Raw genomic sequence first — 16,537 nt, forward strand, 5'->3', positions numbered from 1 at the left:
GCCAAACTAAACAATCGGATTGGATGGGGGTCTACAAATGAAATTTAAAAATGTTACATTATTAACATCTGACTTGGAAGAAACTTTGCAGTTTTACGAAGAAACATTAGAATGTCCTGTTCAAGTTATTGATCAAGATTCTTTTATTGTTCAAATTGGGGAAACTCAATTACATTTTCAAAAATCTGAAGAAATCAATCAACCGTTTTACCACTTTGCAATAGATATTCCTTACAATCATTTTTATGATATGAAACAACACTATCAAAATATTTTATTTTTATTAATGGAAGATGGTCAACACACAACTTATTTTGAATCCTTTGTTGCACATTCACTTTATTTTAATGATCCTTCAGGTAATATTGTCGAACTCATTGCAAGGGTATCTAATATGACGGATGATCCTGAATTTTCAAGAATTAGTGAAGTCGGATTTGTATGTAATGAGCTAGACGATGTGTATCAAGCTTTAATCAATCATCATCTTACAACACATGAAGCACGCTCATTTTCTCCAGAAGGTTTAAATTTCATGTGTGATTCAGACGATGAGTGTTATATTTTATTGACACCAGAAAATAAAAAATGGATTTTTTCTGATAAAGCATCTACTGCATTTCCGATAGCTATTGAAACACAAGACTTCAAATTAACTTACGACGACAAACATCAATGGTCTTTAGTATCTTTATAAATTTATACATAAAAAAGGATGGGAGCAAGACATGTATTGATGTCACACTCCCATCCTTTTTATATTCAAAATATTATTCCCTTACCTGTGATTTGTCACTGACAAACTTTTTTAACGTTTTATCTAATCCATCTTTTGCTTCTTGATCATAATCATAAGTGCCGTCTTCATTAGAAGTGATGTGTTTATCTAATATAAATCTACCTTTGTGAATTGTATCTGCACCTAATTCTTTAATCACTGGATCTAAGCTATATTGAATTGCTAATACATGTGCAAAGGTTCCGCCTAATGCTAACGGCAATACTGTCTTACCTGTGAAAGCACCTCTTGGTAATAAATCTAAATACGTTTTAACAATACCTGAATAAGCTGCTTTAAATACAGGAGATATGATAATAATACCATCTGCGCTTTCTATTTTCTGATGTGTTTCATTAATAGACGCATTAGAAAAATCCGCTGTAATCAACGCTTCTGCGTCTAATTGATGAACGTGTACAACATCTGTATCAATACCTTCACCTTCTAGATATTTTTCAGCATACTCAACAATACCTGTTAAACGAGATTGTAATTTATTTCCACCTGCAATGATTGCTACACTTGCCATCTTTAATGTCCCCCTTTATTTATTCAAACTGCTTATACATTTTCAGACACATGACAGGTCCTCAATTGTTAAAACCAAACATGTTATTGTTGTGCGCTTTGTCTCTATCAAATTTAAATTTCTGCTGTACTATAACTATATTGCTCATTTAATTGCGGTTTATATTGTGATCCTGGATGCGTTGATCTTAAATACTTTTCACCTTTACCGAATAAATTTTCTCTAAGTGTTGTATTTTCTTCATCATAATCTTTACGATAAATGCCACGTGCTTGTAATATTGGAACGACTTTTTCTATGAAATCTTCATATGAATTTGGTATCGTTCCATAGGCAATATTAAATCCATCTACATCAGCAACTTCAACCCAATGCTCTATTTCATCAGCAATTTGCGTAGGTGTACCGACAAAGCGAACTGAGCCAATACCTAAGCCATGATGTTTAATAGCCTCTTTCAGTGTCCATTTACGTGTCGGATCTTTCGCATAAATATCTAACAAGCTTTGAATTGCGTCTGTTTCAATATCTTCTAAATATTGATCAGGATCAAATTGAGAAAAGTCTATGCCTGTGTGTCCACTTAATAAAGCAGCAGTTCCTTCATAAGTGATATGTTGGATTAACTCTTGATGTAATTGTTCTGCTTCTTCTACCGTATCACCAATAACGGGAACAATCATAGTAAATACCTTTAAGTCTTCTTTATTTCTGCCTTGTTGTGTTGCTCTAGAACGAATGTCATTTACATCATTAGCCAAACCTTGAAGTGAATGATTCACGACAAAGATTGCTTCTGCATGTTTACCTGCAAAGTTACGACCTTTATCTGAAGCACCTGCTTGGAATAATACTGGTGTACGTTGTGGAGATGGCTCTACAATATGTGGTCCAGGTACATTAAAGAAACGACCTTTGTGATTAATTAAATGTACTTTATCAGGATCTGCATACGTGTTGGTAGCTTTATCTTTTACAACTGCATCATCTTCCCAACTGCTTTCCCACAATTTATACGTTACATCTAAAAATTCATCTGCACGATCGTATCTTGTTTCTTTAGGCATACGTTCTGTTAACCCTAAATTTTCCGCTTCACTTCCTAGGTAAGATGTCACAACGTTCCAACCAATACGACCATGTGTTAAATGATCTAATGTAGAAAATTTTCTCGCAATATCATACGGCTGAAAATAAGTTGTAGATACAGTTGGTGCAAACCCTACATGTGCTGTTGCTTGCGCCATAGCAGAAATCACTAATAAAGGATCATGATCTGGGACTTGAACGGCATGTTGTACAGCTGTTTTATAATCATTGCCATATTCACTATATGTTCCTAATACATCAGCGATAAATAATGAATCGAACTTGCCTTTTTCAAAAAGCTTTGCAAGCTTCACCCAATAATCTATTGTGCCATGTTGCGCACCTTCATGTTTGTCATGTTTCCAAAGTCCAATTGCGTGTGGTGCTGGTGAGTTCTGAATAAAGCCATTGAAATGTATTTGTTTTTTTCCCATTGTTATTACCTCCTATGAGTTTAAGTGATACCTGTACTTATATTTCATGTTTCCATTTTCATTTATCTTGTAAAATATTTTTATATTAATTAGATATAATTAATCGGATATTATTTAAAAATTATTTTTCAATCGTACTCAAATCTCCAGCTGGTAAATCTAATTCCCAAGCTTTTAAGACACGACGCATAATTTTACCAAAACTTGTTTTCGGTAATTTATCCATAAAATCAATTTCTCTTGGTGCAGCATGTGCAGCTAAACTGGTCTTAACAAATTGTTTTATTTCAACTTTGAGTTCATCTGTTTTCTCTACGCCTTCACGCAATGTGACATACGCTTTGATTATTTCACCCCTTACGTCATCAGGGATACCAATAACACCTGCCTCAGCAATCGCTGGATGTTCTACAAGTTTAGACTCAACTTCAAACGGGCCTACTCTTTCGCCTGATGTCATAATCACATCATCTACTCTACTTTTGAAGAAAAAGTAATTGTCTTCATCACGATATGCTGAATCTCCAGAAATATACCAACCATTCACAAAATATGAATTGAATTTTTCTTCATTTTTCCATATTTTTCTCATCATGGAAGGCCATCCTGCTTTTAACGCTAAATTACCTAAAGTATTGGGAGGTAGTTCATTGCCTTCGTCATCGACAATACTTGCAGTAATACCTGGTAATGGTTTACCCATAGAACCCAATTTAATTGTCTGACTTGGATAATTCACAATCATTAATCCACCGGTTTCTGTCATCCACCAAGTATCTAGTATACGTCTGCCATATACTTCATTGCCCCAACGAATCACTTCTGGATTTAATGGTTCACCGACTGACAAAATACTTCTTAACGTTGATAAATCATATTGCTTAGTGAATGTTTCGCCTTTACTCATCAACATACGTAAGGCTGTAGGTGCGGTATACCATAATGTGACTTTATATTTTTCTATCATTTCATACCATAATTCTGGTGAGAATCTTCCACCTATGACACAATTCGTTACGCCGTGAAGCCAAGGGCTGAATATGCCGTAGGACGATCCTGTCACCCATGCTGGATCTCCAGTACACCAATAAATATCATCTTCTTGTAAATCTAATACATATTTCCCTGTAATGTAATGCACAATCATCGCATCCTGTGCATGTAAGACGCCTTTAGGTTGGCCAGTTGAACCAGATGTGTAATGCAATACAAGTGGATCTTCACGATTTAGCCATTCAATGTCGAAGCTATCACTCGCATGCTTGAACGCTGTATGAAAATCAATATGTTCTGGCGATACATTGTTACCCACAACTATAATTGTTTCTAAGTCTGGTAATTTTGAGTAAGGTACACGAGGTAATAAATCTTCCGTTGTAACTAAGACTTTAGCGTCTGCATTGCTTAAACGTTCTTCTACTGCTTGATCCATAAATGCTTCGAATAATGGGCCACATATTGCTCCAGTTTTTAAAATACCTAAAAATGAAAAATAAAGTTCTGGCATTCTAGGCATATACACAAACACTCTATCGCCTTTTTCTACGTTAGCTTCTGTCTTCAATAGATTCGCTACTTTATTTGAAGCTAGCTTTAAATCTTCGAAAGTAAAAGATGCTTCTTGTGCGCTGTCTTTATAATTCAAGGCAATTTTTTGCCCTTTACCGTTGTCTACGTGACGGTCTATACATTCATATGCCATATTTACTTTTCCTGTTTCATACCAAGAAAATGCTTTTTCCGCTTCTTCCCAATCAAAGTTATTATATGTATATTCATAATCTTGAAGATTAAAGTTTCCTTTTTCACCTTTTAAAATTTCAGTTGTCATGTGTATGCCTCCTATAAAGATTTAAAAATCATTATAGATGGAACTTTCTGAATATTCAACCTATTATTTAATAATTCCGATATATTTAGTATGATTTAAACCTTTGAAACCTAGAGCCACATATCTTAGAAGTTTTACAAATAATTTTAATATTTTTTAATTGTTCCACAATTTCATTTTAAATTATTATAACTTAAAGGAAATTTATTATTCATTTGATTACGATTGCTTTGGTGTGAGAATTGATAATAAAAATAATTATTATGTTAGATTATATTTTATAATTGATGAGAATAAATATGTCATTATCATCTTAAGAGATATAGAGGTCTTTTGAGATGATATTTGAGACTCATAGATGTATTTGGTTTATTTAGGCAAAATAAGGATAGTAGGCGGTTATATAGCATTGTAATGAATGGTTGAACTTGTATTTTGAAAATAGCAGTGGTTGTGGTGACTCCCAAGCTAAAAAAGGCTAACTATTTATTGTTAATAAATAGTTAGCCTTTTTTAAATATATTGTTGGTCGTACTAACGCTGGATGGTTGTACCAACGTTTTGACCGCTTTGTAATTTTTTAATAATATGTGATTCATTACCTGCCGCAATGACTACTTTTTCACAACCTGATTCAATCGCTTGAACCGCATCTTGAACTTTAGGAATCATACCGCCGTAAATTGACGCTTGATCGATATAGAGATTGATACGTTCAGCATTCAGTGTAGCTTGCACTTTTTCATCAATGATGACACCAGGAATATCACTTAATAGATAAATTGGAGCCTGTAAAAATTGTGCGATTTTATATGCTAATGTATCTGCATTAATGTTATACAATTGTCCTGTGCTTCTATGTTGACCTATAGATGCAATGACTGGTACAAATTGTTCTGTTAATGAAGCAAGTACAGAAGTATCGACATCTGTAGGTTCACCGACATAACCATATTTATCGTCTAATGGGATGACATCAAATAATTTTGCATCTATGCCATTGATACCAACACTTTGAATATCTGATTTATTAATTTTGCTAACGAGACTTGGATTGACTGATCCAATTAATGTCTGACTTGTTACTGAAAGTACTTCTCGCGTTGTCACTCTTAAGCCATCTTTAAATTGTGTAGACACGTCTTGTTGCTCCAAAGCTTCATTAATAAAAGGTCCACCGCCATGTACAATGATGGGTTTAAATCCTTGTTGTCTTAAAAATGCAATGTCTTCTATTGTTGAATCGTGTAGATTTGTCAGAGTGCTGCCACCTATTTTAATTACAATATAGCTCATCTGTCACACTCCTTAGGTTCTATATGAAGCATTGATACGTACATATTCATATGAAAGGTCACAACCATATGCTGACGCTGCGCCTTCACCATTACCAACTGATGCTTCAATGTAAATATTATCCGCTTCTAATTGTTTTTTTAAATGTAACTCATCAAATTCAACTGACATGCCATCTTCAACGACAGGCACATTACATAAATAAACATTCGTCTGACTTGGTTCTATGTCTTCAGAAGCATAGCCCATCGCTGTAACGATTCTTCCAAAGTTGGCATCTTCACCATGAATTGCTGTTTTAACGAGACTTGATGATACAATACTTTTAGCAATTTTTCTTGCTTCTGCAACATCATTTGCGCCTTTAACTTTAGCCGTAACTAATTTCGTCGCTCCTTCACCATCTTTAGCTATAGATTTAGCAAGATACTGGCTCACGAAATTTAACGCATATTCAAATTTTTCCCAATCTGGATGTAACGTATCGAGTTTATTATGGTTCGCCTGTCCATTTGCCAAGCCAAGAACCATATCATTTGTACTAGAATCTCCATCAACTGTAATCATATTAAAAGAGTTATCAATCGTTTGTTTTAAACAATTGTCTAGCGTATCCGCATCAATTTTGGCATCTGTAGTAATAAATGACAGCATTGTTGCCATATTCGGATGAATCATACCCGAACCTTTAGCTGTTCCTCCAATTGTTACAGTTATACCATCAATTTCAACTTGCACAGATAAATGTTTAGTAAATGTGTCCGTCGTTAAAATAGCTTGATTGAAAAACTCACTTTGATTATATTGTTCTTTTAAAACGTTTTGTGTGCCGTGTTGTATCTTATCCATAGGTAAAAACGATCCTATAACACCTGTAGACGCGACACCCACGCTTTCTTTGGATAAATTTAAATGCTCTGCTACCCATGCTTGCGTGTCTTTGGCATCTTGTATACCTTTTTCACCAGTACATGAATTAGCATTTGCTGAATTCACTACAATGGCTTGTAATGATTGATTATTTTTAATCGTTTCTTCAGTTACTTTTAACGGTGCTGCTTTAAAACGATTCAGTGTATAAGTTCCTGCTGCAGCAGCTGCTGTCGTAGAGTATATCCATCCAAAGTCTTTTTTCTTTCTTCTTAATCCAACGTGCATGCCTCCAGCTATAAAACCTAATGGAGAACTTACATCCCCTTGTAAATCTATCTTCAATTGATTGAGTGTATCTAACGTTTCAATATCTTTCATCCCATCTCACCTTTCTTTTTATATTACGGATATACAGGTAATTGTGTTAATCCTGTTGCTTCGTTCAATCCATACATTAAGTTTAAATTTTGTATTGCTTGACCACTTGCACCTTTGACTAAGTTATCAATAACAGAAACAATCACTGCTGTTTGACTTTCTTCGTCAACATACATGCCGATATCACAATAATTACTACCGTATACTTCTTTAGTTTTAGGATAATTACCTAAATCTCTAATGCGTACAAATGGTTTACTATCATAATATTGCTTGAAAGTTGCATGTAAATCTTCGCTAGTAGTTTGTTTGTTTAATTTCACATATATCGTAGAGAGTATGCCACGTGTCATTGGTACTAAATGCGGGGTAAATACTACTTTGATATCTTCATTTGCTAAATGCGAGACATATTGTTCTATTTCAGGCTTATGTTTATGCTTACCAATCGCATAAGCACTTAAGTTTTCATTCATTTCAGCGTAATGCACGTGTTGTGCAAGTGACCTTCCAGCTCCTGAAACGCCTGTTTTGGCATCTATAATAATTGAATCTTGTTGAATTAGTTTTTGATCTATTAACGGATGTAACGCTAATAATGTCGCAGTAGGGAAACAACCTGGATTAGCTACTAGTTGTGTATTCGTTTGATCTATTTCAGACCATTCTGCAATACTATAGTTTGCATCATTTAATTGTTGTTGTGTCGCAGCTGCTTCACCATAAAATTGTTGGTAGACATCTCTATTAGTTAATCTGAAGTCACCTGATAAATCGATGACTTTTATATTTTTCTTTACCAAATCTGGCGCTACATGTTTACTTACATTTGAAGGTGTAGCAAAGAACATCACATCACAGTCAACTGTTTCAGTGTCTAAAGCTTCGTAGTGATGCGTTAAATGAGTTAAGTGAGGAAATGTATCTTTTATTGGTTCATCCGCTTTAGAATGTGAAAAGATATATTTAATTGTTACATTTGGATGGTGTTGTAATAATCGAATTAACTCCACTGCACCATAACCACTGCCTCCTACTATCCCAACTTCTATCATAACGTTCATTCCTTTCTGAATATTCAAACTTTTTTAAGTGTTATGCTTTACTTTTTTTCTAAAACTTCTGTTATTACTTTTATAACTTTATCAATTTCCTCATCTTCAATAACAAGTGGTGGTGCAAGTCTAATAATATTCCCTTGTGTTTCTTTACATAGCACACCTTGTTCTATCATCTGTTGACAATAAGATTGTGCTGCTTCAGTTAATTCAATACCGATAAATAATCCTCTGCCTCTCACATCTTTTATGATGTTGCTGTCTATCAGCTGTAAATGGTTAAGTAATTTTTGTCCTTGTTCAGCAGAACGTTCGATTAAGTTTTCGTCAATTAACACATCTAATGCTGCGATTGATACTGCACATGCAAGTGGATTACCTCCAAATGTTGAACCATGTGTACCAGGCGTAAGTACTTTCATCACGTCATCGTTAGCTAACACTGCTGAAATCGGATAAAGACCGCCACCAAGCGACTTACCTAATAAGTAAATGTCTGGTTCTACACCTTCCCATTCCATTGCAAACATCTTACCTGTTCTACCAAGACCAACTTGTATTTCATCTGCAATAAATAGAACGTTGTGTTCATCACATAAGTTTCGAACTTCTTGGATGAAATAATCTGGCGGTACGTTGACGCCGCCTTCACCTTGTATTGGTTCAAGTACAATTGCGGTTGTATTTTCGTTAATGAGTGATTTCAAGCGAGTGATATCTCCGAAATCCATATATTGCATATTATCTAGCAAAGGTCCAAAACCTTTTTTATAACTTTCTTGCGACGATAACGATAAGGCACCTAGTGTACGACCATGGAAATTACCATTCATTGCAATAATTTCGCCTTGGTTTTCCGCTATACCTTTAACATCAGATCCCCATTTTCGTGCGATCTTAATTGCCGTTTCAATGGCTTCTGTACCTGTATTCATAGGTAATACTTTTTCTTTATTGGCAAGTGAACATATTTTCTCTTCCCATTTGCCCAAATTATCGCTATATAATGCACGTGATACCATAGTTATTTTTTCACTTTGCTCTTGAAATGCTTTTATAATTTTCGGATGACAATGCCCTTGATTGACGACTGAAAAACCTGAAATACAATCAATGTAGCTATTATCTTCAACATCCCAAACTTTAGCACCGAGACCTTTCGTTAAAGCCAGTTTAAGCGGGCTATAATTGTTCGAACTGTATTGATCTGTTAGTGCAAATAAATCATTCATCGAAACCCTCATCCCTTTTCTATAAATATTCTAAATTTTGAATTAATATCCATAAATCATACACGTAATTTTACAATTAGTCAAAGATTAATTTAAATAATAATTAAATAAACAATTGCCTTAAAGCCTTTTTACGAATTTTTTATATACTTAACATTTCTATAAATACTGTGATGACACTCTGTTAAATGTATATAAGTTGTATTATTTAGTGCAGATGGCTTTTAAAAAAACTGTTATGTAATTATTTTATGGCAGTAACCGCCCTACTATTTTCATAAAAATGGCAAACTAAGTTTCCTTTCCACTTAGTTTGCTTAATATTAATTATCACCATCTAAGATTTTCATTTGCTATTATAGAATTTTGGTTTGTGCTCAAATTTGAACTTTTATCTTTATTGATTTGCTTAGTAAATTTAAAACAGATACTACGCCGTAGCATGCTGTATCAAATTTATAATAATTAGATATGAAATCATACGGGGCATGAATCTCGTTAATACAATTTTTCACGATACTTTTTAACAATAAGAAAGCAACGCTTACAAAGTATAAATAATTCATAAAATGCTGCCATTTTATTTGCGTTTTTGCTAATCTATTTTACGTTCAAAACAAGTTGAATGCATTTTTTATACAAACTCTTGTATACGGAATTATTATACGCATATAAAAACTCAAGTCAAACCATCTTTTAAATCGACAATAACTGTATATAAATGTATCTTTATACATATTAACCATACTTAATGTATAAAGATGTGGCACAATTCATTCGCCTTCAGTCCTATAGATAAAGTCCATAGCGTGTCATTTTACCATGTTACTCATTTATTCATTAAAAGTATATTCACAGTAAATATCAAATTTACACGCAATTGCCTCCAAACCTTTTGATGCCAACACTTGTAGCCATTTTGCAGCCTTTCAAATCACAAATTTACCCTTATTTTACTTTTTTAATGTATTTATACACAAATGAAGCAGTATCTACAAGGAATTGTGTTTAATCCATTTAGATACTGCTTTTTATGATGTTACTCAAATATATAATTATGCTTTTAGTAAGGTCATTACATAAATAAATCTAGTATTAGGACAACAATTAATCCAGTAATTGATGTTGTCAATAATAAGACACCCCATGTTTTAAAGGTATCCTTTATGGAAATATTAAAGTATTCTTTAAATAGCCAGAATGAAGCATCATTTACGTGTGTAATGGTATTACTACCTACTGCAGTAGCGAGGACCATAAGCACAGGACTTACATTAAACGTAGGTATCAGTGGCCCTACAATGCCTGCTGCAGTAATCGCTGAAACTACACCTTGTCCAGTAGCAATACGAATTAACGCTGTAATGAGCCAAGCCATGATAAGTGGTGAAATATTAGTATCTTTCATAATATCTGCTATATAGTTCCCAACATTAGCTTCTAGTATTACTTCTTTAAATGCACCACCTGCACCGACGATGAATATAATCGTTGCAACACCTTTCAAGCCGCTTTCAAATGTCTTCATCATATCATCCATATTTTTACCTTTTCTAAGACCGAAGATGACAATAGCAGTTAAAATAGCAATAATAAGACTGATTTCTGCACTTCCTAAAAATGTTACAGTTTCATGTAATAATGTATCCTCAGTAATAAATAAACTTAGAATTGTTGAAATCGAAATTAAAATTGCAGGAATAAGTGGTATAAATAAACTCATTCCAAAACTTGGCATTTCACTTTCTGAAAAAACCTTGTTCTTTTTTAATAACGGAGGTACTGGATAATCCATATTTTTCATAAACTTAGGTAGTACAATACCTGCCATGAACACACTAGGTATAAAGACAATAATTCCTAATATATAAACCATACCCATATCTGCGTTGTAAGCATCTACAAGGGCAGTTGGTCCTGCTTGAGGTGGAAATATACTATGCGATAGTGTCGTGGCAGCAACCATAGTAATCGCTAACTTCATAAATGGTGTTTTTGCTTCCACTGCAATACTAATTACTAATGGTGCTAAAATCATAAATGCCACTTCATAAAACACAGAAATACCAAATACAGCACCTACAATAATTAATGCCCACTGCACATGTTTAGCACCAAATTTATTTATAAGTGTCGATGCAATACGTTGTGCTGCACCTGAATCCACCATTAATTTACCAAGTACTGCACCAAATCCAATAATAAGCGCTAGACTTCCTAACGTTGATCCTAATCCTTCTTTAATTGTTTCTAATATTGCAACAGGTTTCATCCCGTTTATAAAACCAACCACTATTGCTGAAAAAATGAGCGCTAGAATACTATTGATTTTGAGCTTAATATTTAAGAATAATAGTAAGGCAACCCCTATTACGAGTGAAATGAGTGGTAGATGTTCGCTTAAAAATGACAATTTCATGTCCTCCCATCCCTTAATAACTTATGAAAGCGAATTCACAACTTCTAATTATAATAGATTTAATTTAAAATAACAACGTTGTTATTTTAAAAATTGCTTTTACTTTAATTTCTCAAAAGATATCCAACTAATTAATATAAAAATAAAAGCATACCCGTCACTGTATAGGCTTTTTATAACAATAACGGATAGGCTTTTTAATTTTGTTAATTATACGTATCAAAGTGCCATTGCTTATCTTTCAGGACATCTCTATAGAATGGGTCTGTGCCGATTACTTTAATACGATCTGCTAACGCTTCTACTTCGTCTAAATGATGTGTCGTTAATATAATCAGACATTGTGCTTTCATTTTATTGAGCAAGCTATGAATATCATATCTTGATTTCAAATCTATACCTACAGTTGGTTCATCTAATATTAATATTTGCGGATTACTTAAAAGCCCTATTAATACATTCACTTTTCTTTTCGTGCCACCTGATAGTTTCGACACAGCAACTGTTCTATCTGCTAAATGAAGTTGGGATGCATACTGGTCTATTGTGTCCTCTGTTATAGGATTTTTACATAATGCCTTAAAGCAATTGATATTTTCATTTACTGACATGTGTTCAAATAATGCAATATCTTGAGGCACATATCCAATCATATCTTGAAGTTGCTTTTTTGCAACTTGGTCACCAAAGTAAGTAATATTGCCTCGATCCGCATCCTCTAATCCTGAAATCATTCTTAGCAGTGTGGATTTTCCAGCCCCATTTTCACCAAGTAAAATAGTTAACTGTTTATCTTCAAATGTCATATCTAGCGATTCAAAGATGCTTTTACGACGGTATTGTTTTTTAATATTTTGTAATTTTATCATCTCATCACTCCTATAATTGTATGAAGATATAAATTAAACTCATCACTAGTGCATATATAAGGGTCATAAATAGTCTATGACTTAATGTATTTACTTTAAATAATAGCCAAACTACGCCCAATTCATAAATTAAAATAACCAATAGCGATTTCACATAAAATATCAATGATAAATTTTGTTGAAATACGATTGTTGTCAGACTTAAAAAAATCATTAATATAATGGTATGTGCAATAGCATATGTTCCAAACAATTTAAGTCGACTATAGCGGAACATAAATAACCTTGCCAGTGCTCCATTTTGTTTCAATCTTTGATGTAACACAATTTGAACACTGCTAACACATAATAAAATCGCAAAGACAATACTTAATGATATTGAAGTATTAGAACTATGATTAATAACATAATGCGCTATCTTTGATTCTGGTGTTTCTTGATTTAATTTTTTATTAACTGTATTTAACGAATAATCTCGACCGTTATCTTCTAAATGCGACTTCACTATATTAGGTATTTGCTGTTCATACAACGAACGACTAATCATTTCTAACGTAATATCACCTATAAAGTCATCTCTGCCATATAGGGTTAGTGCATTTTTTAAATTATTACTATGCAACTTGTCACTATAATTTTCTGGTATTTGTAAACTCACTACCGCTTCTTTTCTAGTAACGCGTTCCTCAATATATGATTCATCAAGCGGAACATGCTCAATTTTCACAAATTCATTATTATCTATACCTTCAATCAATTTTTTAGATGACGACGAGCGTTCTTGATCTTGGACTGCAACTGGTATTTGAAATGATTGATTGAGTGTCTTGTACACACCCCACACTGCCAATAGTGTAAATAATAATAATATCGTCAGTAACACGTATTGTTTCCACTGTTTTACGACTACGATAAAAAGGTAAGGTTGAATCATCTACGATACCTCCTGACAATGACAAATATTAATACAACAAATGATAATAGCAAGCTAATATAAAACATAAGCGGCGTTTCTAAAATGTAATTATTTAATATGATTTCCAACATTTGATTTGTTACAAAACTAAATGGTTGAGTCGTAAAAATACCATTGAATAAATGCTTAAAATATATGGTAGGTATGATTAAGCCTGATAGCAGCAAAATCACAAGACTTAATATACTTTTCAAAATATAATTCATCCATTTAAATGATATTAAATCAATAATCGTCAGCCAGATTATCAGCATCAAGATATAATATATAAGTTGAATTACTAGAGTAGACCAATTGTAGCTTTCAAAATCATTCGGCAATACATTGAGCATCCAAAATAAGCCAACTACAGCCCAAATACTCGTATAAAATAATGTAAATAAACTTCGAATAAGTGTTAGTTTCTCAAATGAAAAATGATACATGCTTAACCTAGATTTTAATGCTGTTACTTGATTCATTTTTAAAATTGAAAATAACGATAAAGCGAAGATAAAAATAGACGCTAAATAGCCAGTTATCACATAATAACTCGCAGTATCATAGATTTGTACAGGTTGATAATCAAAACCGCCTGTACGGTTTAACCCTGTAAACAATAAGTCTGTTAATAAAAGCATCGTGTCTTCTTTTCCAGCGTCCTCTGCAAGTGATGTATAAGCAAGTCCCCCACCCATAGACAACATGAGACGATTGTACACTGAATCTGTTAATTGATTAATGACTAAACTTTTAGTCGATTGTTTATCATATGTATAAACCGAAATAGGCAAGTTACCATTTTTATAAAATGACTTAGTCATCCCTTTTTCAAACACATAGTATCCTTCTAACTTCCGAGCTTTTAACAATTGGTGTGCTTCTTGTTTATTATAGCGTTTGATACTAATGTCTTTGCCTAAGTTTGTGCCATTGCCCATCGATTTAAGTATTAATGCAGTTTCTGTCGATTGATCGCGATCCACAACACCAATTCTAAATTTGGAATCATCTTGGTTAAATTGTTGTATGACAAGTAAGACTGAAAACAAACCAATGATAATTAACACCAAATATAAAAACAAATGCCATTTTTTCAATAAAAAGGAGTGGTAAATGCGAAACAATTGTAATGTTCTCATTTAACCACTCCTTTCATTAATATTTTAGTTTAAATTTTTATAATGCTTATTTATCTTCAAGATCTTTCACAACATCTTTCAAGATGTCTTCAGCATTATCAGAAATTTCTTTTTGTAATTTACTGAAATCACTGTTAGACATTGTATTTAAATCTTTCGCACCAGCTTTATCAAACTTAATGTCTTCTTTAAGTTTAGTTTCGCCTTTTATGTTAACTGTAACAGGTTCATATTGAACTTCAGTAGTAATGTCAAGATCTTGTTTTTGTGAATTATTCTTCACATCAGTCTCTAATTTATTTTCATATTCAATTGTAGTTTCATCGTAGTTTGCACTGATTTCGATATCACCTTTATCAGTACGTTTGTTACCGTCCACTGTTTCTTTATTTGTAACTTTGATATCTGATTCTTTAATACCATCATCAAAACCTAAAGTATATTTATCGTCATACTTATCATCTTCTTTTGTTGACTCACCTTTAAGCGAAATCTTAGCCTCATCAGCAGATACGTTATAATCCATAACTAACTTGTCATCATCGATTAGACTTGTACCCTCTAATTTAATTTCAGCACCGCTGTTATCTTTCAATGTTAAATCACGTTTAAGAATTTGATTGTCATCTTCCCATATTACAGATTTAATACTTGGGAATTCATCTTTATCAGCATCTTTCACTTCTTCTAAAGCCTCATCAATTGAATCATCATATTCTTCAGCATTAAATTGATCTTCTGCAATGCCTTTAATATCTTTATCTTCTTTAGCTTTTTCTAGAACTGCTGTCAAAATTGATTTCGTTTCAGCTTTGCTAATATCCATTGTTACTTTATTCGTATCTTTCTCTTCGCCATCAACATCGATCTTATCGTCTTCTTTTTCAAAATTATCATCATCAAGTTTATCGATAATTAATTCACTATAGCGTTCACTAATTTCTTCAACTTTTTCTTGTGAAATTTGTGTCCCAGATAATAGAGAATTTAAATTCAATGTATCATTCGTGATTGCTGAATTATTGCTGTTCATACTTGATGAGCTACTTGAAAAATCGCTTGATGAACTGCTTGATGAACTACTTACTGTTTCACCCGTTAATTTTTCATAAACATCTACGAGTTCATCATTTTTAGCTTTGTAAACATCATCTAAAATTGGTGCTGAGTAGTATTGATTATCCTCATCTGCTGCCCATTGAAATTCCCCAATTTCATTATCGGCTACAGTAGGGTTTAATGCTAATACTGACTTTTCGTTCTCAGGATCATGTCCCATTTTAAATCCTATTTTAGAAGCATCTACTGCAGATTTTGGTATATCAGATGATTTAAGTAATTTCTCTGGTACATCTGCACTTGCATCTAAACTAATTAAATATGACTCATCTTTCATTTTGTCTTGAAATTTAAATTCATTTTCAAAACGGTCTTTAGCGTATTCTTGCATTTGCTTAGCGGTTTCTTGCTCACTTAATAAATATGTGTTCTTCGGTGAATTTTTCATGAAATAATAAGCAGCTGCACCGCCTATCCCAACAACGAGTAACAACCCAATAACGACTGCTATGACAATCTTCACTGTCTTTGACATATCGTCCAACCTCCCATAAACTTTTATTTCTTTTATAATATCACAAAACTTATAATA

13 protein-coding genes are annotated in these 16,537 nt (G+C 33.1%); 1 reads left to right on the forward strand and 12 read right to left on the reverse strand.

The genetic code is table 11. From position 1 onward, the window contains the following. The first annotated feature begins 37 nt into the window (after nucleotides 1-37). On the forward strand, nucleotides 38-697 hold the full coding sequence (locus tag NSR03_RS12045) for a hypothetical protein (RefSeq protein ID WP_021338854.1): 660 nt from the start codon (nucleotides 38-40) through the stop codon (nucleotides 695-697). Between the two features lie 73 nt (nucleotides 698-770). Here NSR03_RS12045 and ssuE read toward each other — a convergent pair whose 3' ends face one another. The 12 genes from ssuE to NSR03_RS12105 form a co-directional block, all read right to left on the reverse strand. Continuing rightward, nucleotides 771-1,310 (reverse strand): NADPH-dependent FMN reductase, encoded by a 540-nt coding sequence (gene ssuE, locus NSR03_RS12050; protein ID WP_002506549.1) that lies wholly within the window; start codon nucleotides 1,308-1,310, stop codon nucleotides 771-773. Nucleotides 1,311-1,423: 113 nt separating this feature from the next. Next, nucleotides 1,424-2,833, reverse strand: coding sequence for an LLM class flavin-dependent oxidoreductase (locus NSR03_RS12055; protein WP_069813502.1), 1,410 nt, complete (start codon nucleotides 2,831-2,833; stop codon nucleotides 1,424-1,426). 121 nt (nucleotides 2,834-2,954) lie between these two features. Beyond that, on the reverse strand, nucleotides 2,955-4,664 hold the full coding sequence (acsA, locus tag NSR03_RS12060; RefSeq protein ID WP_046466015.1) for an acetate--CoA ligase: 1,710 nt from the start codon (nucleotides 4,662-4,664) through the stop codon (nucleotides 2,955-2,957). Nucleotides 4,665-5,198: 534 nt separating this feature from the next. Continuing rightward, nucleotides 5,199-5,960 (reverse strand): acetylglutamate kinase, encoded by a 762-nt coding sequence (gene argB, locus NSR03_RS12065; RefSeq protein WP_046466016.1) that lies wholly within the window; start codon nucleotides 5,958-5,960, stop codon nucleotides 5,199-5,201. A gap of 12 nt (nucleotides 5,961-5,972) precedes the next feature. Next, nucleotides 5,973-7,211, reverse strand: a complete 1,239-nt coding sequence (argJ, locus tag NSR03_RS12070) for a bifunctional glutamate N-acetyltransferase/amino-acid acetyltransferase ArgJ (protein ID WP_069813500.1) — start codon at nucleotides 7,209-7,211, stop codon at nucleotides 5,973-5,975. 23 nt (nucleotides 7,212-7,234) lie between these two features. Further along, the gene (argC, locus tag NSR03_RS12075; RefSeq protein WP_021338857.1) at nucleotides 7,235-8,266 is read right to left on the reverse strand and encodes an N-acetyl-gamma-glutamyl-phosphate reductase; all 1,032 of its coding nucleotides are present in this window, start codon (nucleotides 8,264-8,266) and stop codon (nucleotides 7,235-7,237) included. 47 nt (nucleotides 8,267-8,313) lie between these two features. Beyond that, nucleotides 8,314-9,501, reverse strand: coding sequence for an ornithine--oxo-acid transaminase (rocD, locus tag NSR03_RS12080; protein WP_021338858.1), 1,188 nt, complete (start codon nucleotides 9,499-9,501; stop codon nucleotides 8,314-8,316). Nucleotides 9,502-10,576: 1,075 nt separating this feature from the next. Beyond that, nucleotides 10,577-11,914, reverse strand: a complete 1,338-nt coding sequence (locus NSR03_RS12085) for a gluconate:H+ symporter (RefSeq protein WP_021338859.1) — start codon at nucleotides 11,912-11,914, stop codon at nucleotides 10,577-10,579. A gap of 212 nt (nucleotides 11,915-12,126) precedes the next feature. Continuing rightward, nucleotides 12,127-12,789: an ABC transporter ATP-binding protein gene (locus NSR03_RS12090; RefSeq protein ID WP_021338860.1), complete on the reverse strand. Its 663-nt coding sequence runs from the start codon at nucleotides 12,787-12,789 to the stop codon at nucleotides 12,127-12,129. 10 nt (nucleotides 12,790-12,799) lie between these two features. After that, the gene (locus NSR03_RS12095) at nucleotides 12,800-13,723 is read right to left on the reverse strand and encodes an ABC transporter permease (protein ID WP_340719236.1); all 924 of its coding nucleotides are present in this window, start codon (nucleotides 13,721-13,723) and stop codon (nucleotides 12,800-12,802) included. After that, nucleotides 13,720-14,886, reverse strand: a complete 1,167-nt coding sequence (locus NSR03_RS12100) for an ABC transporter permease (RefSeq protein ID WP_002506539.1) — start codon at nucleotides 14,884-14,886, stop codon at nucleotides 13,720-13,722. Before NSR03_RS12100 ends, NSR03_RS12095 begins: the two co-directional genes overlap by 4 nt. 46 nt (nucleotides 14,887-14,932) lie before the next feature. Then, on the reverse strand, nucleotides 14,933-16,480 hold the full coding sequence (locus NSR03_RS12105; RefSeq protein ID WP_069802635.1) for a DUF6583 family protein: 1,548 nt from the start codon (nucleotides 16,478-16,480) through the stop codon (nucleotides 14,933-14,935). Nucleotides 16,481-16,537 lie beyond the last annotated feature (57 nt).

The sequence above is a fragment of the Staphylococcus sp. FSL W8-1207 genome (assembly GCF_038003745.1).
GTDB lineage: Bacteria > Bacillota > Bacilli > Staphylococcales > Staphylococcaceae > Staphylococcus > Staphylococcus equorum.